The organism is Nocardiopsis sp. NPDC006938, from assembly GCF_042869555.1.
Taxonomy (GTDB): Bacteria; Actinomycetota; Actinomycetes; order Streptosporangiales; family Streptosporangiaceae; genus Nocardiopsis.
The window spans coordinates 75,016-96,110 of record NZ_JBIAGA010000005.1 but is presented as its reverse complement, the minus strand read 5'-3'; the positions used below and the strand labels follow the sequence as shown (position 1 = coordinate 96,110).

Here is a 21,095-nt window from a genome sequence, read left to right as displayed (position 1 = left end):
CCGACGTAATGAGAAAGTAACCTCTGCGGCGGGGTTGCGGCAAGCACCTTCCCCGGAGCGGGGCGCGCCACGCCTTTCCTGCGGCGCCTTTTCCGGACACTCTCGAACACGCGGAAGGGGCCCGCCCGGATCGACTCCGGACGGGCCCCTGGGCCGTGGGCGCGGCGCGATCGCTACGCCTCGCCCCCGGTCTCCGTCCGGTCCGGGGCGCCGGCCTCGACGCCCGTCCCCTCCGCAGGGGCGGGCGCGGCCGGGACGGCACCGGCCGCGGCGGCGCCAGCGTCGGCGGCTGCGCGGGCCGCCTCGTAGTCCTTGCCGTAGGCGCCCTTGGCCGGGCGGCGCCGGCGCTCGGGGGCCTCCACGCCGTCGGCGAGGCGGCGCGCGACCACGAGGAAACCGGTGTGGCCGATCATCCGGTGGTCGGGGCGCACGGCCAGGCCCTCCACGTGCCAGGTGCGCAGCATGGTCTCCCAGGAGCGCGGCTCGTAGAAGCGGTCGTCGGCGCGGAGTTCCTCCACCACGCGTGACAGCTGGGTGGTCGTGGCCACGTAGCAGCACACCAGGCCGCCGGGGATGAGGGCTCCGGCCACCGCGTCCAGGCACTCCCAGGGGGCGAGCATGTCCAGGAAGACGCGGTCCACGTCGGTCTCGTCGAGCTCCTCGACCAGGTCACCCACCGTGAGCTTCCACGCCGGGTGCGGGCCGCCGTGGAAGTTCTCGACGTTGCGGCGGGCGATCTTCGCGAAGTCCTCGCGGCGCTCGTAGGAGTGGACCATGCCGTGCTCGCCGACCGCGCGCAGCAGCCAGTTGGACATCGCTCCGGAACCGGCCCCGGCCTCGACCACCCGGGCTCCCGGGAAGATGTCGGCCTCCACCAGGACCTGGGCGGCGTCCTTGGGGTAGACGATGGTCGCCCCGCGCTTCATGGACAGCGTGTAGTCGATGAGCAGGGGGCGCAGCGCCACGTACGCGGTCCCGGTGTTGGAGCGCACCACGCTGCCGTCGGGCTCACCGATGAGGTCGTCGTGCTCGACCTTGCCCTTGTGCGAGTGGAAGGTCCCGCCCTCGCGCAGTGTGATGGTGTGCATGCGACCCTTCGGGTCGGTCAACTGCACGGTGTCGCCGTCGGTGAAGGGGCCGCGGCGGCCATGGATACCGGTCAACGTCGCTCTCGTCTTCCCACGTCGCGTTTGGTCTGGGCAGTCGCCCAGCGTATCGGCCCCCGGGCACCGCGAAGAACGGTCCGCCCCGCCGGGAACGCGTGGACGGGTGTGCGGGAACCCCGGCGGTTGGGCAGTATCAGGCGTGTGGACCATCCACCGCGCACATCCGAACACGAGGACCTCGGGAGACACGACCCATGTCACAGCAGACCACGGGCCTGGGAATCGACATCGGCGGGAGCGGGATCAAGGGCGCCCCGGTCGATCTCGTCTCCGGTGAGTTCCTGCGGGACCGCCTGAAGATCCTCACCCCCGAGCACGCCGATCCGGCCGCCGTGGCCGAGATCGTGGGCGAGATCGCCGCGCACTTCCCCGAGACCGGGGACTACCCCCTGGGCGTCACGTTCCCCGGCGTGGTACAGGGCGGGGTGGTGCGTACCGCCGCCAACCTGGACAAGAGCTGGGTGGGCACCGACGCTCGCGCCCTGTTCGCCGAGGCCGCGGGCCGACCGGTGAGGGTGCTCAACGACGCCGACGCGGCGGCCCTGGCGGAGAACCGCTACGGCGCGGCCCGGAACGTGGACGGCACCGTGCTGCTCACCACCCTGGGCACCGGGATCGGGAGCGCCCTGGTCGTGGACGGCCGACTGGTGCCCAACACCGAGTTCGGCCACCTGGAGATCGGCGGCCACGACGCGGAGTCACGCGCCTCCTCCGGTGCCAAGGAACGGGAGGGACTGTCGTACCACGACTGGGCCAAGCACCGCCTCCAGCGCTACTACAGGACTGTCGAGGACCTGGTGTGGCCGGACCTGATCGTGGTCGGCGGCGGAGTGAGCCGCAAGGCGCACAAGTTCCTCCACCACCTGGACATCCGGACGCCGATCGTGCCCGCGGAGCTGCGCAACACGGCCGGGATCGTCGGGGCGGCCCTGTCCGCCGCGGAGGTCTAGGGGTCCTCCGCGGCGGACCGTCGGGGTGAGGGCCCCGACCCCGGGGCAGGAGTCGGGACCCTCGGGGGTGAACACCACCACCCCGCGTGGAGCTCCGGCCACTGGGCGCGACCGGCGGGGCGGTACCGCTTCGGGTGCCGTACGGGTCTGGGGCCCGCGCAGAGGGAGACTGGGGCACGGGGGCGCCCCAGACACCGTCACGACACCCGGGACCGTGCTCCCGCACAGCCCGTCATGGTGGTCCGGACCCGGGAGGGGGCCCGGGTCCGGACACGTCAGCCGCCCTCGCTCGCGTGGCTCAGGGCGCCGACGATCCTCCTCGCCGCGTCGGAGGTACGGGCCACCGGGGAGAGCGGGACACCGCACGGGCCCGAGGGGACGTCGTCCTGGCAGGGCCAGCGCATCCACCACCAGAGGTCCCCCCGGTGCGGCCGCAGCAGGGCGCGCTGCGGGCGGGTGAGGGGCCCCGCGTCGACCAGGCCGTACACACCGTCCTCCCGCGCCTCGACACCCCGTGCGCGGAGCTCGGCGGCCATGCCCCGCAACGCCAGGGTGGCCAGGTCCACCCGGCACACGGCCTCGGTGGGGACGTGCGCGCCGAACACGCCCGCGGGCGGGGCACCACGGTCCCGGCGTCCGCTCCCGGCCAGGCTCGGGCTCCCCGCCGGCGGTGTCTCAACGGTCACACGGCCTCCCTGTCTTCCTCCGGGCCCGGCGCGACACGTCGCGCGCCGAACCAACGACCACACCCACTGTGCACCACCCTGAGCAGGCACGAACACCGGTATGCGGATCACGCATCACACTTTCTTTTTCACACATAGCCACCAAGCGCTCACGGAATCCCTAACCTTGGCCTCATGCCCCATCACGACGGTGAACTGCCCCACGACCTGTGGACCCGACCGCGCATGGCCGACGCTCTGGCCACCTGCGACATGCCGACGGTCATCGAGGGCGTGCGCGCGGCGCGCGGATGGTCCCAGGGAGAGCTGGCGCAGGCCCTGACCTACTCGCAGAGCTGGGTCTCGCGGGTCGTCAACGGGCAGCAGTCCCTCACCGTCAGCCAGGTGCACGACCTCGCCCGCCGCCTGGAGATCCCGCTCCACCTGCTGCGCTTCGGCGGTACCGGGGACGGCCCCGACACGGGAGCCACCGAGGCCCCCGGCGCTCCCGGATGCACGCGGGAACCGAACGAGGTCGGCACGCGTACGCCCGGCGCGGGAGCCCGCGAGGAGCCCGCGGCGAGCGGACGCAACCCCGTCCGCCGCCGTGACCCCGCCAGACCCGTCACCGGTGGGGCCGCCACCGTGCCGGGGCGCCCGTCCGGAGGACAGGAGGTCCACCACGGCATCAACGAGACCACCGCACCGGCCCTGCGCTCCATCACCGGAGGACAGCGCCGTATGGACGCCACCTCCCCCGCCCGTCACCTGCTGCCCAGCGCCGTGGCCCACGTGCACCTGGCCGAACAGATGCTCGGCAACGCGCGCGGGACCGTCTTCCACACCGAGCTCAGCGCCGCCGCCAGCGAGGCCTCCGGGTTCGCCGCCTGGCTCAGCGCCGACCTGGGCGACATGGGTTCGGCGCGCATGCACTACCGGACGGCCGTGGTGCGTGCCCGTCAGGCCGGGATGCGGCTGCTGGACGTGTACATGCTCGGATCGCTGGCCTCCTTCGAGATCGACGTGGCCGAGGACCCCGAGCTCGGCCTCGGCCTGGTCCAGGAGGCCGAGCACGTGCTGGGTCCGTCCGCGCACCCCACCGCACGCGCCTGGCTGGCCTGCATCGGGGCGCTCGCCCACGCCGGTCTGGGCGACCGCGTCTCCGCCGCCCGCGCCATCCGGCGCGCCGAGCGTGAGGCGGACAGCCCGGACAACGCGCAGCCGCCCTGGCCCTGGGTGTTCTCCTTCGACCGGGCCAAGGTCGCCGGGTACCGCGCCCTGGTGGGGGTCCGGCTGCGCAGCCCGCACGACGCCCGCGCCGCCTTCGCCGAGGCCGTGGCCCCCGCGCCCCGCAACGTCAAGCAGTCGGCGCTGCTCAAGGTGGAACTGGCCTCCGCCCACGCCGAGGCCGGGGACGTGGACGAGGCCTTCCGCCTCGCCCAGGAGGCGCTGACCACCGGAGTGCGCTTCGACTCCGAGCGCGTGGTGGGCCGGGTCCGCTCCTTCCGCCGGCGCTACCGGGGGCCCAGGGCGCACTGCGTCGAGGACCTCGACGGCAGGCTCTCCTCACTGGTTACCGGTATCCCCATCAGTGGGTAGAAAGTCGGCGAAGCGAGCAGCAGGGAGGTTATGTGATTCGTATCGGGATCACCGGACACCGCAACCTGACCCCTGACGTGAGCGGCGCCGTCGCCGATCTGGTCAAGGCTCATCTGGAACCGTACGGATGCGAGATGGTGGGCCTGTCCTGTCTCGCCGACGGGGCCGACGTCGTCTTCGCCGAGGCGGTGGTGGCCACCGGCGCCCCGTTGGAGGCCATCATCCCCGCGACCGGGTACCGGGAGGCACTCCCGAACGAGCACCACCCGGTGTACGACCGCCTCCTGGGGCAGGCCGTCCTGGTCCACGCGTTACCGCACGACGAGTCCGACCCGAGCGCTCACATGGCCGCGGGGCGCCTGCTCGTGGAACGGTGCGACCAGTTGGTGGCGGTCTGGGACGGCGAGCCGGCCCGTGGCCCCGGAGGAACGGCCGACGTGGTCGCCTACGCCCACCAGGTGCACCGCCCCGTCACGGTGCTGTGGCCCGAGGGTGCCAGCCGCTGAGCCCCCCGTACCGGGCCCGGGCTCCACGGTGTCCGGGCCCGCCTCGCGCCCCCGTCGTCATCCCCGCCGGGCGGAGCGCCCGGAGATCACGGCGTTGACGTCCGAGGCCCGCAGCAGACCCAGTAGCGCGCCGTCGGCCTCCCGGACCAGGTACTCGGGCAGGGGGTGGCGGGTGAGCTCGGTCAGCAGCTCCTCGCCCTCCAGGTCGGCGGAGACGGTCGAGTGCTCGGTGAGCGCGCGCGCCACGTCCGAGACCGGCACCCAGGCGCGGCGGGCGTCGGTGATCGCCTCCGCCGCCGCCGGGTGCACCACGGAGACCACCGTCCCCCCAGCGTCGGTGACCACGACCTCGTCCGCCCCCTCCTCGTCGGCGCGCCGGTCGGCACCGGCCAGCGGCAGGTCGGCGGGGACGGACACGACCGGCCGCGCCAGCTCGCGGGCCCGGAGTCCCGGTACCCGGGCCCGGACCCGGGCGTTGTTGAGGGCCTCGGTCGCGCCCATCCACATGAACCCGGCCAGGAGCACGCCCCACACGATCGCCCACGGTCCGGGGGCGCTGCCCGCGCTCCACGCGAACAGGAACGGCAGCGCCACCACGAGCAGGGCCAGGACGCGGCCGCCCCAGGCGGCGACCACGCTCGCGGTGTGCGGGCGACCGGTCAGCTTCCAGACCCCGGCGCGCAACAGGCGGCCGCCGTCCAGCGGCAACCCGGGCAGGAGGTTGAACACGCCCACGAGCAGGTTCGCGATCCAGAGCTGGAACAGCAGCTCACCGGGCACGCTGAACGGGTCGGCCAGATGGGCGAGCGCGAACGCGCCCGCCGCCAGCAGGAGTGACAGCAGGGGCCCGGAGAAGGCGATCCAGAACTCGCGTCCCGGGGTGGGGGCCTCCCGGTCGATCTCGGAGACGCCGCCCAGCACGTACAGGACGATGCGGCGCACCGGCAGCCCGTAGCCGCGGGCCACCAGCGAGTGCGCGAGCTCGTGGACGAGCACCGAGGCGTAGAGCAGGACCGCGAAGACGAACGCCAGCAGGTAGGAGGCGGGGCCCAGGGCCAGGCGCGACTGGACGATCCCCCCGTACACCAGTGTGATCAGGACGGCGACGATCCACCACGACGCGGTGACGTAGACGGGGACACCGAAGGGGCGGCCCAACAGTAATCCGGGCCTCTTCCGCTCACGGTCGTCGGGACGGGGCCGGGACTGGTCGCTACCTCTGCTCACTCCTCCACACTAGGGCGTGTTCCCCGGGCGCCCCCGCCAGGTGCGGTCGGGGTCGGCGCGTGCCCCCGGTCCGCGGGAGGGCCCCGGACGGGTGCGCGCCTCTCATAGGCTCGCAACATGACCACCGCGCCCCTGCCGTCCGCCCTCTCGCCCTCCCGGGCCTCGGACTTCCTCCAGTGCCCGCTGCTGTTCCGGTTCCGCGCCATCGACCGCCTTCCCGAGGCTCCCAGCGCCGCCGCCCTGCGCGGCACCCTGGTCCACGCGTGTCTGGAACGGCTCTACGAGCTGCCCGCGCGGACCCGTACCCCGAGCACCGCGGTCGACCTGGTCGACCCCGAGTGGGCGCGGATCAGGGACGGCAGGCCCGAGGTCGCCGAACACCTCTTTCCCGGCGGGGAGGGGCTGGACACGTGGCTGGAGTCGGCCCGGACCCTGGTCCGGCGGTACTTCGACCTGGAGGACCCCGAGCGCCTGGAACCGCGCGAGCGGGAGATGCGGCTGGAGGTCGCGCTCCCCACCGGCCTGCGGCTGCGCGGCTACGTGGACCGGCTGGACGTGGCCCCCAACGGACGCATCCGCGTGGTCGACTACAAGACCGGCAAGTCACCGCACCCCCGTTTCGAGGACAAGGCCAAGTTCCAGATCTTCTTCTACGCGGTGATGATCTGGCGGGACCTGGGCGTGGTGCCCGCCCGTCTCCAGCTCGTCTACCTGGGAGACGGTTCGGTCCGTTGGTACGACCCCACCGAAGAGGAACTCGCCGCGGCCGAGGCCGAGATCGGCGGGATCTGGGCGCGGATCGAGGAGGCGGGGCGCGCCGGGACGTGGGAGCCGCGGCGCAGCAAGCTGTGCGGCTGGTGCGAGCACCAGGCCCTGTGCCCGGAGTTCGGCGGGACACCGCCCCCGCTGCCGAGTCCCTGGATTCCCGCCTCTGGCGACCCCGAACACGGGTAGTCCGGCGGAGTACCGCGACCGTTCGGGGGTAGGGCGGCGCCCCGTCGACCCCGAACACGGGTAGTCCGGCGGGTTCGGGGCCCGAGAACTCCCGTTGTAGGGGAGAATCGGGCCGTGTCCGACTCCGTACCCGTCTCCGTCCTCCTCGTCGACGACCAGCCCCTCGTCCGCGCCGGCTTCCGCATGATCCTGGAGTCCTCACCCCACCTGTCCGTGGTCGGCGAGGCGGCGGACGGCCGCGAGGCCGTCCGGGCCGCGCGCGGTCTGCTCCCCGACGTCGTGCTCATGGACGTGCGCATGCCCGGCATGGACGGGATCGAGGCCACCCGGCGCATCGTCGAGTGGGCCCGCCCCCTGGGCCACCGGGTGCACGTCCTCGCCCTGACCACCTTCGACCTGGACGCGAACGTCATCGGAGTGCTGCGCGCGGGCGCCTCCGGGTTCCTCCTCAAGGACGTTCCGCCCACCGAGCTCGTGTCGGCGGTCGAGGTGGTCGCCCGGGGCGCCTCGGTGGTCTCCCCCACCGTCCTGCACCGCCTGCTGGACCGCTTCGCCCCCCTCCTGCCGACGCCGGACGCGGCACCCGAACCGGACGAGGACCCCCTCACCGTCCGCGAGCGCCAGGTGCTGCGGCTCATCGCCCGGGGCTGGTCCAACGCCGAGGTCGCCGCGCACCTGGTGGTGGGCGAGACCACCGTCAAGTCCCACGTCGGCAGCATCCTCACCAAGCTCGGCCTGCGCGACCGCGTGCAGGCCGTCGTGCACGCGTACGAGAGCGGACTGGTCCGCCCCGGACAGCACACGGAACAGGACGGGGCCCGCGACTCTCGGGCCCCGGGTCCTCCGTCCTGACCACCGTCGTTCGAGCCCCGCGCGCGCCCGAGACCCGGCGCGTCGCCCACCATGACGAACCACGCCCCTTGACAGGATGATCCGGTGACCGAACTCACCGCCGCCGCCGCGGCCGGAGGGCGAACCGCGCGCACGGACGCGGCGTCCCCCTTGGGGTTGCCGAGGCAGTACGCCGATCATCAGGGGTGCGGGCGACGGGGAGGAAACGGAGTACAGCCATGCCAAGCAAGCGGGATCGCTCGGGGCCGCCGAGCGAGGAGTTCATGCTCAGCCGGATGCGCGACTGGCGCGCGGAGCACGAACGCGAGCTGACCCCGGACAACCTGGAGGACGACGAGGACGTCCACCTCCCGGACGCCCGGGTGATCAACCTCGTCCTGCGCGTGGGCGAGCTGATGCTGGCCAGCGGCGAGGGCACCGAGGCCGTCAGCGAGGCCATGCTGAGCCTGTCGGTCGCCTTCGACCTGCCCCGCTCGGAGGTGTCGGTCACCTTCACCACCATCTCCCTGTCCACCCACCCTGGCGGTGACAGCCCTCCCGTCACCGGGGAGCGGGTGGTGCGCCGCCGTACCCTCGACTACTTCCGCGTCAACGAGCTGCACACCCTGGTGCAGCAGGCGGCGCTGGGGCTGCTGGAGCTGGAGGACGCCAACGCGCGTCTGGAGCAGATCCGCAGGGCCCGTATGCCCTACCCGAACTGGATGATCGCGGTGGGTTTCGGCCTGATCGCCTCCAGCGCCAGCCTCATGGTGGGCGGCGGTCTGACACCCCGTGACCTGATCGTGGCGGCCGTCGCGTTCCTGGCCACGGTGCTGGGCGACCGCACCTCGGTGTTCCTGGCCAACCGGGGGGTCGCGGAGTTCTACCAGATGGCGGCGGCGGCCGTGGTGGCCTCCTCCATCGGTGTGGGCCTGCTGTGGGCCAGTACCGAGCTGAACCTCGGGCTCCAGGCCGGGGCGATCATCACCGGCAACATCATGGCGCTGCTGCCCGGCCGCCCGCTGGTGTCCAGCCTCCAGGACGGCATCAGCGGCAGCTACGTCTCGGCGGCCGCGCGCCTGCTGGAGACCTTCTTCATCCTGGGCGCGATCGTGGCGGGTGTGGTCTCCGTGGCCTACACCGCCACCCGGCTGGGCATCGACCTGGACCTGGAGAACCTGCCCTCGGCCGGGACCGCCATGCACGTCCCGGTGCTGATCGGCGCGGCCGGGATCGCCATGGCGTTCGCGATCTCCCTCGCGGTCCCCCCGCGCATGCTGCCCACGATCGGCGCCCTGGGCGTGATGATCTGGCTGATCTACGCCGGGCTGCGCCTGTGGCTGGAGGTGCCCCCGGTGGTGGGCACGATCATGGGCGCGATGGCGGTGGGGGTGGTCGGGCACTGGTTGGCCCGGCGCACCCAGCGGCCGGTGCTGCCGTATCTGATCCCGTCGATCGCGCCGCTGCTTCCGGGCAGCATCCTCTACCGGGGTCTGATCGAGATCACCCAGGGCACGGCGGTGTCGGGGCTGCTCAGTATCGCCGAGGCGGTCATGGTGGCGCTGGCCCTGGGCGCGGGGGTCAACCTCGGCGGCGAGTTGGTGCGGGCGTTCCAGCGGGGCGGCCTGGCTGGCGCGGGCATGAGAGGCCGCCCGGCGGCGCGCCGGACCAGAGGCGGCTACTGAGTCCGCGCTCCGTCGGCACGGTCCCGGTTCCGGGGCCGTGCCGGGTGGGTCTGGCCGCATCCGGTCACGGTGAGGGCGGGGAGGAACCGGACGCGCACGGGGCGTGTCCCACTTGTGGAAGGCCAACAGGACACGCCGGGGAACATTGTCGGCCCAAACCGGCAACATCATGTGATGTCAGCCACTAATGTTGGCCTCAGCTCAACGAGGAGCACACCGACGAAAGGCTCTGACATGTGCAGCCATTCACCCTCCTGCCCTTCCTTCGAGGACACCGACCGCGAAGCCGCCCGTGTGGTCTCCAGCCACCCCGAGCAGGGCTGGAGCCTGCTCTGCAACGGTGTCGTGCTGTTCGACGACACCGGTGAGCTCCTCCCCGACGGCGCTGTCGTGGCCCCCCACCGCCCCCGGGTCGCGGCCTGAACCGAGCGCCGCGAGCGCCCTCGGGAGAGTCCTTCGCGGCCCCGGCACCGCCCCACGGGAGCCCGGGCCCGCTCAGCCCCCGTCCGGCCACTGCTCCGGCAGGACGTCCTCACCCACCGCCTCACTGAGCCGCCGCCTGAAGTCGGCGTGCAGGGAGCCACCCCACACCAGCTCGCTCGGCGTGCGCAGCGCGGTCTCCATGGCCGCGCGCAGGACCGCCGGGCGGGACTCGCCCTCGACCACCGGCACCGCCAGCAGCGCGTGTACCTGTGTGAGGACCGCGAACAGCTCCCCGGCCAGGGCAGGAGCGCTGGAGGTGGCCACCGCCTCCTCCAGGTACCCCTCCCACCATGGTTGGGGGTGCTCCTCTCCGTCCCCGGACGGCTCGTGGGCGAAGGGTCTGCGCAGACGGGCGCGTACCGCCTCCGCGGTCTCCCGGTCGCGGTCGTCCAGACCGGCCCGCCAGACACGCGCCGCGGCGTCCGGCTCCCCCCGCAGGGACAGCAGTCCCGCGAGCAGCTCCACCGCCGCGCCCGAGGTGCGGGGCTCCGTCCGCCCGCGCTCCTCCTCTGACGGGGACGCGGGGTCGACCACCGTGCCCGCGTCCGCGATGGCGCGTTCCAGGTGGGTGGCGGCGCGCAGCAGCCGCAGCCCGGGATCGTCGCCGACGCTCAGACCGCGCTCGACCGCGAGGGCGGCGGCGTCCGGACGTCCCCGTGCGAGGAGCCGCCCGGCGAGGTCGCGGGCGGCCTCCGCGACCGTGGCCGCGTGCAGGCGGCTGATCGCCTCGTCGCCGGGCGGGAGCTCCAGGGCCGCCTCCCAGTGCCGCTCCGCCTCCTCGTCCCCGCCGCGCAGTTCCGCCTCGCGTGCCAGCCCGTAGTGGGCCACGGCGACGTGGGCCGGGCCGCCCAGGTCCAGGAGGCGGTGCCAGGTGCGGACCGCCTCGCCGTGGTCGCCCTCCTGTTCCAGGGAGAGGGCGAGGTGGTGGGCGGCGCGCGGGGCGTACCGGGTGTCGCCGGTGGCCAGGGCGCGTCGTGCCGCCTCCCGGGACGCGGCCGTGTCCCCGCGTTGGTCCTGGACCACGGCCAGGCCGAGCAGCGCCCGCGCCTGCGTGCGGGGCGGCGGATTGGCGGCGACCGCCCGTTGGTAGAGCGTGGCGGCTTTCTTGAGGTGTCCGTTCTCCGCGAGGTCCCGGGCCTGGTCGCACAGGTCCGAGACGGACTCCGACGAGGACGCGGCGGCGTCCTGGTCGTCCTCCGGGTCGGTGGCCCTGGGAGCGGGTGGCGGTGGGTCGGCGGGGCCAGAGCGTGCGGGGGTTCCGGACGTCGTGGTCATTCGATCCGCTTTCCGTGGGGGTGTGGGGCCCGAGCGACGGGGAGCGCGGACCGCGAGGCGTGACCGCGACCGGTCTGGGCGGGGTCGGCGGCTGTGCAAACTCTAACGCGCCGCTCCTCCACCGTCGCGGTGCGCGCGGGCACGCCCGGGAGCGCGCCGCGCACGCGCAAGGGGGGCGCCCCCTCGCACACGGGCGGGCGCCCCCTCGTACTCAGGCCCCGGAACGCGTACGTCCCGAGTCCGCTCGCCTACAGCTCGAAGGCCTCCGGCGGCGGGCAGGAGCAGACCAGGTTGCGGTCGCCGTAGGCCTGGTCGATCCGGCCGACCGGCGGCCAGTACTTGTCCTGGCGCAGCGACGCGAGCGGGTACGCGGCCTCGGCACGCGTGTAGGCCCGGTCCCACTCGTCGGCCGTGACCGCCTCGGCGGTGTGCGGGGCGCGCCGCAGCGGGTTGTCCTCGGCGTCCCACTCACCCTTGGCCACGCGGTCGATCTCACCCCGGATGGAGATCATCGCCCGCACGAACCGCTCCAGTTCGGCGAGGTTCTCGCTCTCGGTGGGCTCCACCATGAGTGTGCCGTTGACCGGGAAGGACATCGTGGGCGCGTGGAAGCCGTAGTCCATCAGGCGCTTGGCGATGTCCTCGTTGCTGATGCCCGTGGCCTTCTGGAGCGGGCGGATGTCGATGATGCACTCGTGCGCGACCAGCCCGTTCTCACCGGTGTAGAGCACCGGGTAGTGGGGTTCCAGGCGCTTGGCCACGTAGTTGGCCGAGAGCACGGCCGTCTCGGTGGCCGCGCGCAGGCCGTCGCCGCCCATCATGCGCACGTACGCCCAGGAGATGGGCAGGATGCCCGCGGAGCCGAACGGGGCGGCCGAGACCGGACCCACCCCGGTGTGCGGGCCCGCGCCGGGCTGCCCTGGGTGGTTGGGAAGGAAGCCGGCCAGGTGCGAGCGGACCGCGACCGGGCCCACGCCCGGGCCGCCGCCGCCGTGCGGGATGCAGAAGGTCTTGTGCAGGTTCAGGTGGCTGACGTCGGCGCCGAACTCGCCCGGCTTGGCCCAACCGACCAGGGCGTTGAGGTTGGCGCCGTCCACGTAGACCTGGCCGCCCGCCTCGTGGACCAGTCGGCAGACCTCGGTGATGGTGTCCTCGTACACGCCCGCGGTGGAGGGGTAGGTGACCATGATGGCCGCCAGCTCCCCGCCGTGCTTGGCGATCTTGGCCCGCAGGTCGTCGAGGTCGACGTTGCCGTCCTCGGCGCAGGCCACCACGGACACCCGCATGCCCGCCATGACCGCGCTGGCGGCGTTGGTGCCGTGCGCGGAGCTGGGGATGAGGCAGACGTCCCGGTGCTCGTCACCGCGCGAGCGGTGGTAGCCCCGGATCGCGAGCAGTCCGGCGAGCTCGCCCTGCGAACCGGCGTTGGGCTGGAGGGACACGGCGTCGTAGCCGGTGACCTCAGCCAGCCATCCCTCGAGGTCGCGGATGAGCGAGACGCTCCCCGCGGCCTGGTCGAGCGGGGCGAAGGGGTGCAGGCCCGCGAACTCCGGCCAGGTGATGGACTCCATCTCGGCCGTGGCGTTGAGTTTCATGGTGCACGAGCCCAGCGGGATCATCGTGCGGTCCAGCGCCAGGTCGCGGTCGGACAGGCGGCGCATGTAGCGCAGCAGGGAGGTCTCGCTGCGGTGGGTGTTGAACACCTGGTGGGTGAGGTAGTCGACGCCGCGCGCGAGGTCGGCGGGCAGCAGGTCGGCGTCCTCGTCCACGGCCACCGGGGCCCGACCGGCTCCGCGGTCGGCCTCGCCGAAGGCGGCCAGTACCGTCTCCAGGTCGGCGACGGTGGTGGTCTCGTCCACGCTCAGGCCGACCGTGGTCTGGTCGACGCCCAGCAGGTTGACTCCGGCCTCCAGGGCGCGTTCGACCACGCGGTCGGCGCTGGGCACGCGCACGCGCAGGGTGTCGAAGTAGGAGCCGTGGACGACCTCGAAGCCACGCCGGGTGAGGGCCCGGGCCAGGGCGGCCGTGCGGGTGTGCACCTGGCGGGCGATCGCGCGCAGCCCGTCGGGACCGTGGTAGACCGCGTACATCCCGGCCATGATGGCCAGCAGGACCTGCGCGGTGCAGATGTTGCTGGTGGCCTTCTCACGGCGGATGTGCTGTTCGCGGGTCTGGAGGGCCAGGCGGTAGGCGGGCTTGCCCGCGTCGTCGACCGAGACGCCGACCAGGCGGCCGGGCAGCTGGCGTCGGAGCTTCTCCCCCACCGACATGTAGCCGGCGTGCGGTCCGCCGAATCCGAGCGGCACGCCGAAGCGCTGGGTGGAGCCGACCGCGATGTCGGCGCCGAGGTCGCCGGGGCTGCGCAGGAGGGTCAGCGCGAGGATGTCGGCGGCGACCACGGCCAGGGCCCCGCGCTCGTGTGCCTGGGCGATGACGGCGCTCGGGTCACGCACGACCCCGCTGGAGGCCGGGTACTGGACCAGGACGCCGTAGGCGTCGCCCTCGGGCAGGCCCCGGGTGAGGTCGGCGACGACGACCTCGATGCCCAGGGGTTCGGCCCGGGTGCGCAGGACCTGGAGGGTCTGCGGGAAGACGTCGGCGTCGACGACGAAGACGTCGCTCTTGACCTTGCTGGCCCGGCGCGCGAGGGTCATGGCCTCCGCGGCGGCGGTGGCCTCGTCCAGCAGGGAGGCTCCGGTGATGGGCAGACCGGTGAGGTCGGAGACCATGGTCTGGAAGTTGATGAGGGCCTCCAGACGGCCCTGGGAGATCTCGGGCTGGTAGGGCGTGTACGCCGTGTACCAGGCGGGGTTCTCCATGATGTTGCGCAGGATGACCGGGGGCGTGAGCGTGCCGTAGTAGCCGCGGCCGATCATCGGCGTGGTGGGCCGGTTGCGCGAGGCCAGCTCGCGGAGCTCGGCGAGGGCCTCGGCCTCGCCGACCGCCTCGGGCAGGTCGAGCGCGGCGCTGCGGCCCGGGGCGCTGAGGATGGACGCGGGCACGGCCGCGGTCATGAGCTCGGCGGTGGAGCCGTAGCCGACCGTCTTGAGCATCTCGTCGGTCTCGGCGGGGGCGGGTCCGATGTGGCGGTCGGCGAACACCCGGGCGGGGGCTCCCGGGGTGGGGGCGTTCGACGGGTCAGGCACGGAGACCTCCTGGTGACAGGGCCGATCGGGTCGGCGGTGTTCCTCACGGTCTCCCCCTCTGTCACCGGGCACGACCGCGCCCAGGCTTCAGAGCGGCCTCCTCCGCGCGGTCCATGGTGCCTGAGAGGTTACTGGGGAGTATTGCCCCGTCGGCGCCCCGTTGCCGAGGTCTCTCCCGTGCGGTATCAGCGGCCTACTGACGCTCTGTATGTGTGTACAAGCAGGACGAATGTCGGTTTTCATCCCCGTTGTGACTACGACCGTACTCGATCGGGCACCGCGGCACCGCGCCAGGGCACGCCTTGCCCCGGATTCGGCGAGCCGATGACGGCGCGACCGCCAGGTTCACCCGGTGCGCCGCTCCCGGCGCCGCAGGGCCAGTTCGTCCACGGCCTGGGGCGCGGCGACGGGCAGGTCGGCCCGCTCCTCGGCCGGAACCACCCCGAGCGCCTCCTCAAGTTCGCGGGAGACGTTGGCCAGGGCCAGCCCGAACATGCCCTGCCCCCGCTGCATGAGGTCGACGACCTCGTCGGGAGAGGTGCACTCGTAGACGCTGACGCCGTCGCTCATCAGGGTGATGCGGGACAGTTCCGCGGCGGGGCGACCGCGCAGGTGGTCGACGGCGGTACGGATCTGCTGGAGGGAGATCCCGGTGTCCAGGAGCCGCTTGGCCACCTTGAGCATCAGGATGTCGGGCAGACTGTACAACGGGGCGTTATGGGCACCGGTGCGCACGCTGGGCACCACCAGGCCGGTCCTGGCCCAGTAGTCCAGCTGTCGATAGGTGATCCCGGCGGCCGTACACGCCGCTGGGCCCCGATACCCGACGTCCGTAGGCAGCGCCATCACGTCCTCTTCGCACAGTAGGCCCTGCTGCCCCGCTAGCCGCAGCGCGGACCGCCTGTCATGGTGATCCCGCTTGCCGCTCGCTACCGCCACGCCGACCTCCGGCTTCTCGTCCCACGGCGGCATCGACAGGGGAGTCCACTCAGAGAACGGGCGCGCCGTGGGTTTCACAGCACTGACGGTAGGACGACCGCAGGGCAGCGTCAACGAAGGCGCGCGGCGCGTCGCCAAGTGCGCACGCCAACGGGGCCGCGGCGCCGGACCCCGTCAGGCCGAAACCCGTCGGTCGGTTTTCGGCTGCGCCCTCCACGACCATTCCGTTCACCCAATCTATCACCACTACGACCGAAGAACTTGCAGGTCACGGCCGCGACAAAGAGATCGGGGCCCGCGAGGGCGAGCCCCGACCGCCTCAGGTACCACGTTGGCCGAAATCCTCCGGCGAAATGTTGTCCAGAAACTCCCGGAACGCCTCGACCTGATCCTCCTGCTCGTCAGGGATCGGCATCCCGGCCTCCTCGATCACGTCCTCGTGGGCGTAGATCGGCGTGCCGGTGCGCAGGGCGAGGGCGATGGAGTCCGAGGGGCGGGCGCTGACCTCCACGCCGTTGCTGAAGACCAGCTCGGCGTAGAAGACGCCGTCGCTCAGACCGGTGATGTTCACCGTCTCCAGGCCCGTGTCCAGGGCGTCCAGGACGTCACGGAACAGGTCGTGGGTGAGCGGGCGCGCGGGCGAGACGCCCTGCTGGGCCAGCGCTATCGCGGAGGCCTCCACACCGCCGATCCAGATCGGCAGGTAGCGGTCCCCCTCGGATTCCTTGAGCAGGACAATCGGTTGGTTCGAGGGCATCTCAACCCGGACGCCGACGACCTCCATGTGCTTCACAGCGGCTCCGTCCCACGAGTCGTCATGCCGGATGGGCGCTCGTCCCTGCTCCCCCGTCGGATCAGGACCCGAGGGCGAAATCGGCACCCTTCGTTACAAAGCTCTCCGGAGGCGGGGGGCCGCAAACCTCATCGGCACACCCGCCCCCGTCGACCGTGGTCAGCGCGGCGTCATCGGCGCGGCTTGGTCAGCAGGACCATCCGGAACTTGCCGATCTGGATCTCGTCCCCGCCGCCCAGCTCGGCCTCGTCCACCGGTTCGCGGTTGACGTAGGTGCCGTTGAGGCTGCCGACGTCACGAACCCCGAAACCGTTGCCACGGCGGAAGAACTCCACATGGCGCCGGGACACGGTGACGTCGTCGAGGAAGATGTCGCTGTTGGGGTGGCGGCCAGCGGTGGTCACGTCGCTGTCCAGCAGGAAGCGGCTCCCCGCGTTGGGGCCCCGCCGGACCACCAGCAAGGCGGTTCCGGGAGGGAGTGCGTCGGTGCTGGCGGGGTCGTCACCGCCGAGTTCGACGCCCTGTTCCTCCTCCTCCAGCGCCTGTATACCGGAGATGGAGATGGTCGACGTGACGTCTCCCGCGGAGTCGCCGCCGGCGTTGGGCCGTTGGCTCTGCTGTTCGGCCCTGCGGACCGGAGTTCCACAGTGGGAGCAGAAACGGGCATCATCCGCAACGGCGTGACCGCACTGCGTGCAGTAAACGCTCGACATAGGTCGGCTCGGCCTCCTACCGCACGGGGCGGTGCTTGATTCGGCTGGTCGGTGGCGCGTCCCGGTCGACGGGCGGGCCAGGGGCCCGCACACCGTCCGGGACACGGTGGGTCGTTCCACTGCCAGGGCAGTGGACCGCTCCACACGGTCGGTCGCTAGGTCTCATCCCCCAAGTAGGACTCCTTGTCACCCCCGTTGGATGTCCGCCGTCGCCGGGATTCCCGTGGCGGGTGGTGACACGGTGCCTCAGGGAACACTCGACTTTAAACCATATCCCTGTCCAGACAGGGTTTCGCTCCCCCTCGGCCCGCCGCGAACGCCCTGCGGGCGCCCGCCGGACGAGTCGGCCCCCTCGACGCCCGGGGCGCCGCCGCGACCGGTTCTGGTCCTCGTAGGAGACCTCCACCTGTTCTGGAACTGATGCGCGACCCGGGTGTTTGGTTCTCGGTGACACCGGGTGGATTTCCGCGAACTTCCGCCCCCTGCCCGGACCTGCCCCTTCGTCCGCTTCGTCCCCGGATACGGCGTGACGGGCACGCACCCCGCGCGAGGCACCCGACACGGCGCGTGGGCGCGGACGACCGAACCGCCCGCGCCCACGCGCGCCCCACCGGTCGGCGCCTAGCCGTCGGCCCGTTCCACCACGGCGGCCCACGCGTCGAGCAGACGCTGCACGGTGTCCGAATCAGGACCTTCCGCCCAAAGATGTGTGACGGCCTCCGCCGTGTCCGGCAGGACCAGCGCCCAACTGCCGTCGGGCTCGATCACCCGCACCCCGTCCGTGGTGTCCAGCTCACGCTCGCCCGCGGCCTCCACGACCGCGCGCATCACGCTCCCCTTGACCGCCCACGGGGTGGGCACCGAACGGCGCAGCAGGTGCGCCTGGGGGATCGCACGGTCGATCTGGCCGAGCGACCGGCGGGTCCGCGCGACCAGCCCGAGCAGACGCACGAACGCCGCGATCGCGTCGCTGGTCGGACTGAACTCGGGGACGACGAAGCCGCCCCGGCCGTCGGCCGCGAAGACGATCTCCGCCCCCTCGGCAAGCACCGCCTTGGTCAGCTCGTCCGTGGCGGTCGCGGTCCACAGCACCTCGGCGCCGTGCGAACGTGCCACCTTCTCCGCGACCCGGGTCGTGGTGACCGGCAGCGCCACCCGGCCGCCGCCGCGTTCGGCGGCCACCAGGTCCAGCACCACCAGGAGCGCGCGGTCGCCGTCGACCAGCTCACCGTTCTCGTCCACGATGGAGAGCCGCTCGGCCACCGGGTCGAAGCGCACTCCGAAGTCGGCCCCCGAGTTGGCGACCAGTTCGCCCAACCGCTCCAGGTCGCGCATCTTCTTCGCGACGGTGTCGGTGGGCGAGGCCTCGTCCAGCCGGTTGTTGACCGTGAGCACGTCCACACCGATCCGGCCCAGCAGAGAGGGCAGGATCAGCGAACCGGTGCCGCCCGCGCAGTCGACCACCACCTTGAGCTCCGCCTCGGCCACACCGGAGGTGTCCACGGACCTCAGGAGCTCGTGGGTGTAGTGCTCCACGTTGCGGGAGGGGAAGGACAGCTCCCCGATCTCCCCGGGGAAGGCCCGCCGGTACTCGGCCCGGGAGAAGACCCGGTCGAGCTTGCGCTGTGCCCCGGGCGACAGGTCGGCTCCCTGGCCGTCCAGGAAGATGATGTCCACGGACTCCGGGTCGCCGGGGCTGGTGCGCACGGTGATGCCACCGCTGACACCACTCTGCGACGTGTGGAAACGCGCCACCGGCAGCGGGACCACCTCCAGGTCGCGCACCTCGATGGCGGCGGCCGTGAGCGCGCTGATGACCGCCCGTTTCAGGGTGCGCGCCGCGCGCGAGACGTCACGGGAGGTCGTGACGATCGCGCCCTTCTTGAGTGTGGTGGCGTAGGCGTTGGCCAGGCGCACGGCGAGCTCGGGGGTGATCTCCACGTTGATCAGCCCGGAGACCCCCCGGGGACCGAAGAGGGACCGCTGCCCGCGCGACTCCCAGATCACGTTGGTGCTGACCACCGCCCCGGCCTCGATGGTCTTGAACGGGTAGACCTTGACGTCGTTGCTCACGTACGCCTCGGACTCGATGACGCAGTCCTCGCCGACGATCGCGCCCTCCTCGATCCGGGCGGCCGCCATCACGTCGGTGTTCTTGCCGATCACGGCGCCGCGCAGGTTGGCGCCCCGGCCGACGAAGACGTTGTCGTGCAGCACGGTGCGGTGGCAGAAGGCCTCCGCCCGCACGACCGTGTTGCTGCCGACCACGGTGTACTCGCGCAGCTCCGCCCCGGCCTCGACCTTGGCGTAGTCACCGACGTAGAGCGGGCCCTTGAGCACGGCGCCGGGATCGACCTCGGCACCCTCGCCGACCCACACACCGGGAGAGACCTCGAACCCGTCGATCTCGACGTCGACCCGGCCGGAGAGCACGTCGGCCTGGGCGCTGAGGTAGCTCTCGTGGGTGCCCACGTCCTCCCAGTAGCCGTCGGCGACGTAGCCGTAGAGCGGTTCCCCCTCCTCCAGGAGTTCGGGGAAGACGTCGCCGGACCAGTCGACCACCTCTCCGGCGGCGACCCGGTCGAGTACCTCCGGTTCCATGATGTAGATGCCGGTGTTGACGGTGTCGGAGAAGACCTGACCCCAGGTGGGCTTCTCCAGGAAGCGCTGGATGCGCCCCTGGTCGTCCACGATGATGATGCCGAACTCCAGCGGGTTGGGCACCCGCTTCAGGGCGATGGTGACCTTGGCCCCGCGCTCCTTGTGGAACCGGACCATGTCCGTGAGGTCGATGTCGGTGAGCGCGTCGCCGGAGATGACGATGAACGGCTCGCCGCGCAGGTGCTCCTCGGCGTTCTTGACACTGCCCGCGGTGCCCAGCGGCACCTCCTCCGCGACGTAGTGGAGCCGCATGCCGAGCTCCTCGCCGTCGCCGAAGTAGTTGCGGATGAGGGTGGCCAGGAACTGGACGGTGACCACGGTCTCGGTGAAACCGTGTTTGTGCAGCAGGCGCAGCACGTGTTCCATGATGGGGCGGTTGACCACCGGCAGGAGCGGTTTGGGCTGGTTGGCGGTCATCGGGCGCAGGCGCGTGCCCTCGCCCCCCGCCATCACCACGGCCTTCATGGGGGGCGGCGCGGGCTGGTCCGCGTGCGGGGGCCGTGTCGTGGGGTCGGGCGCGGTCATCGCGGGCACCCCCGCGCTGCCGTGCCGTCACAGGACGCGGCGAAGGACTGGTGTTCGGAACGCGCACGGTCGCGCGCGGTGGGACATGTTCTCATTGCGGAGACGACACTCCCTTTCGATCCGACAGGACTCTGGTGAGCCGGTCCGCCGGTTCGCTCGGTGGATCAGGGCGCGGTCCCGCCCTGGTCCGACGGGCCCGGTCCGTCCGAGCCCTCGGGTTCCGCGCCGGAGGCGCCGTCAGCGGTCGCCGGAGCGGACGGGTCGGGTCCGTCCACGCCGTGGCCGCGTGCGGGGTCGCTGTCCCGGGAACCCGTGTGATCAGCGCGTTCGTCGCGGCGGGTCTGGTCGATCAGACGCAGACCCTGGACGGCGTAGAGCAGTCCGGCCCACCAGTAGAGAGCCGTTCCCCACAGCGCGAAGGCCCAACCTATAATCCGGGCCACATCTCCGACGACCGACGCGTACCCGGCGATGAAGAGCAGCGGGAACGAGTACAGCAGGCACAGGGTGGCGGCCTTGCCCGCGAAGTTCACCGGCAGCGGACCGTAGCCGAAGTGGCGCAGCAGCGGCAGCGCGCCGAGGATGAGGACGTCGCGCAGCACCAGGATGCCCATCAACCACCAGGGGATGATGCCGCGCAGGACCAGGCCGAGCAGGGCCGCGAAGATGTACAGGCGGTCGGCGAGCGGGTCGAGGATCTGCCCCAGCTTGGTGGCCTGGTTCCAGGCGCGGGCGATCTTGCCGTCCAGCCAGTCGCTGAGTCCGGCCAGGGCGAGCACGAGCAGCGCCCACCAGTCCGCCTGCGGTACCAGGATGAGCCAGAGGAACAGCGGCACGCCCAACAACCGGAGCATGCTCAACAGGTTGGGAACCGTCCAGATGCGGTCACTGACCACCGGGCTGGCCACGCTGCCCCCCGCCTCGTGTCTGCCTACTTCCGCGGATCGCCCCATACCGCCCACGATAACGGGCGGGGA

Annotated in this window: 17 protein-coding genes and 1 riboswitch; of the genes, 7 read left to right on the top strand and 10 right to left on the bottom strand. The window is 72.2% G+C overall.

Annotated elements, in window-relative coordinates; all coding sequences use genetic code 11:
• Positions 1-173: 173 nt before the first annotated feature.
• Positions 174-1,163 carry a tRNA (adenine-N1)-methyltransferase gene (locus ACFYL4_RS09865; RefSeq protein ID WP_387517928.1) on the bottom strand — a complete coding sequence of 330 codons (990 nt, stop codon included), beginning with the start codon at positions 1,161-1,163 and terminating at the stop codon, positions 174-176.
• A 197-nt stretch (positions 1,164-1,360) separates the two neighbouring features.
• Here ACFYL4_RS09865 and ppgK point away from each other — a divergent pair, with 197 nt between their 5' ends.
• A complete protein-coding gene (ppgK, locus tag ACFYL4_RS09860; protein WP_387517926.1) occupies positions 1,361-2,116 on the top strand; it encodes a polyphosphate--glucose phosphotransferase in 756 nt (251 codons plus the stop codon).
• Between the two features lie 275 nt (positions 2,117-2,391).
• On the opposite strand, the gene ACFYL4_RS09855 is transcribed toward ppgK, so the two are convergent.
• Positions 2,392-2,802: a hypothetical protein gene (locus tag ACFYL4_RS09855; protein WP_387517924.1), complete on the bottom strand. Its 411-nt coding sequence runs from the start codon at positions 2,800-2,802 to the stop codon at positions 2,392-2,394.
• A 225-nt stretch (positions 2,803-3,027) separates the two neighbouring features.
• Between ACFYL4_RS09855 and ACFYL4_RS09850 the strand changes: the two genes are divergently transcribed.
• Together ACFYL4_RS09850 and ACFYL4_RS09845 are read left to right on the top strand one after the other, a co-directional pair.
• Positions 3,028-4,380 (top strand): multiprotein-bridging factor 1 family protein, encoded by a 1,353-nt coding sequence (locus tag ACFYL4_RS09850; RefSeq protein WP_387518219.1) that lies wholly within the window; start codon positions 3,028-3,030, stop codon positions 4,378-4,380.
• A gap of 32 nt (positions 4,381-4,412) precedes the next feature.
• Positions 4,413-4,886 carry a hypothetical protein gene (locus ACFYL4_RS09845; protein ID WP_357763322.1) on the top strand — a complete coding sequence of 158 codons (474 nt, stop codon included), beginning with the start codon at positions 4,413-4,415 and terminating at the stop codon, positions 4,884-4,886.
• A gap of 57 nt (positions 4,887-4,943) precedes the next feature.
• Here ACFYL4_RS09845 and ACFYL4_RS09840 read toward each other — a convergent pair whose 3' ends face one another.
• Positions 4,944-6,113: a site-2 protease family protein gene (locus ACFYL4_RS09840; protein ID WP_387517922.1), complete on the bottom strand. Its 1,170-nt coding sequence runs from the start codon at positions 6,111-6,113 to the stop codon at positions 4,944-4,946.
• Between the two features lie 117 nt (positions 6,114-6,230).
• Here ACFYL4_RS09840 and ACFYL4_RS09835 point away from each other — a divergent pair, with 117 nt between their 5' ends.
• The 4 genes from ACFYL4_RS09835 (at position 6,231) to ACFYL4_RS09820 (ending at position 10,006) form a co-directional block, all read left to right on the top strand.
• Complete coding sequence (locus ACFYL4_RS09835; RefSeq protein WP_387517920.1) at positions 6,231-7,067, top strand: RecB family exonuclease; 837 nt, start codon at positions 6,231-6,233, stop codon at positions 7,065-7,067.
• A gap of 114 nt (positions 7,068-7,181) precedes the next feature.
• Complete coding sequence (locus tag ACFYL4_RS09830) at positions 7,182-7,919, top strand: response regulator transcription factor (protein ID WP_357763331.1); 738 nt, start codon at positions 7,182-7,184, stop codon at positions 7,917-7,919.
• Positions 7,920-8,137: 218 nt separating this feature from the next.
• Positions 8,138-9,583 (top strand): threonine/serine exporter family protein, encoded by a 1,446-nt coding sequence (locus tag ACFYL4_RS09825; RefSeq protein ID WP_357763333.1) that lies wholly within the window; start codon positions 8,138-8,140, stop codon positions 9,581-9,583.
• A gap of 234 nt (positions 9,584-9,817) precedes the next feature.
• On the top strand, positions 9,818-10,006 hold the full coding sequence (locus ACFYL4_RS09820; protein ID WP_357763336.1) for a DUF5999 family protein: 189 nt from the start codon (positions 9,818-9,820) through the stop codon (positions 10,004-10,006).
• A 72-nt stretch (positions 10,007-10,078) separates the two neighbouring features.
• On the opposite strand, the gene ACFYL4_RS09815 is transcribed toward ACFYL4_RS09820, so the two are convergent.
• From ACFYL4_RS09815 to ACFYL4_RS09785, 7 genes are all read right to left on the bottom strand, one after another.
• Positions 10,079-11,341: a tetratricopeptide repeat protein gene (locus ACFYL4_RS09815; RefSeq protein ID WP_387517918.1), complete on the bottom strand. Its 1,263-nt coding sequence runs from the start codon at positions 11,339-11,341 to the stop codon at positions 10,079-10,081.
• A 248-nt stretch (positions 11,342-11,589) separates the two neighbouring features.
• Entirely contained in the window at positions 11,590-14,487 is a 2,898-nt protein-coding gene (gene gcvP / locus ACFYL4_RS09810) for an aminomethyl-transferring glycine dehydrogenase (RefSeq protein ID WP_357763342.1), read from the bottom strand.
• A 97-nt stretch (positions 14,488-14,584) separates the two neighbouring features.
• A riboswitch (glycine riboswitch) is annotated at positions 14,585-14,675 on the bottom strand.
• Between the two features lie 157 nt (positions 14,676-14,832).
• The gene (locus tag ACFYL4_RS09805) at positions 14,833-15,333 is read right to left on the bottom strand and encodes a MerR family transcriptional regulator (protein ID WP_357763345.1); all 501 of its coding nucleotides are present in this window, start codon (positions 15,331-15,333) and stop codon (positions 14,833-14,835) included.
• A 412-nt stretch (positions 15,334-15,745) separates the two neighbouring features.
• Positions 15,746-16,219: a bifunctional nuclease family protein gene (locus tag ACFYL4_RS09800; protein WP_357763348.1), complete on the bottom strand. Its 474-nt coding sequence runs from the start codon at positions 16,217-16,219 to the stop codon at positions 15,746-15,748.
• A 170-nt stretch (positions 16,220-16,389) separates the two neighbouring features.
• The gene (locus ACFYL4_RS09795) at positions 16,390-16,932 is read right to left on the bottom strand and encodes an FHA domain-containing protein (RefSeq protein ID WP_357763351.1); all 543 of its coding nucleotides are present in this window, start codon (positions 16,930-16,932) and stop codon (positions 16,390-16,392) included.
• 621 nt (positions 16,933-17,553) lie between these two features.
• Positions 17,554-20,058 carry a sugar phosphate nucleotidyltransferase gene (locus tag ACFYL4_RS09790; RefSeq protein WP_387518218.1) on the bottom strand — a complete coding sequence of 835 codons (2,505 nt, stop codon included), beginning with the start codon at positions 20,056-20,058 and terminating at the stop codon, positions 17,554-17,556.
• 224 nt (positions 20,059-20,282) lie between these two features.
• The gene (locus tag ACFYL4_RS09785) at positions 20,283-21,026 is read right to left on the bottom strand and encodes a CDP-alcohol phosphatidyltransferase family protein (RefSeq protein ID WP_387518217.1); all 744 of its coding nucleotides are present in this window, start codon (positions 21,024-21,026) and stop codon (positions 20,283-20,285) included.
• Positions 21,027-21,095: the final 69 nt, after the last annotated feature.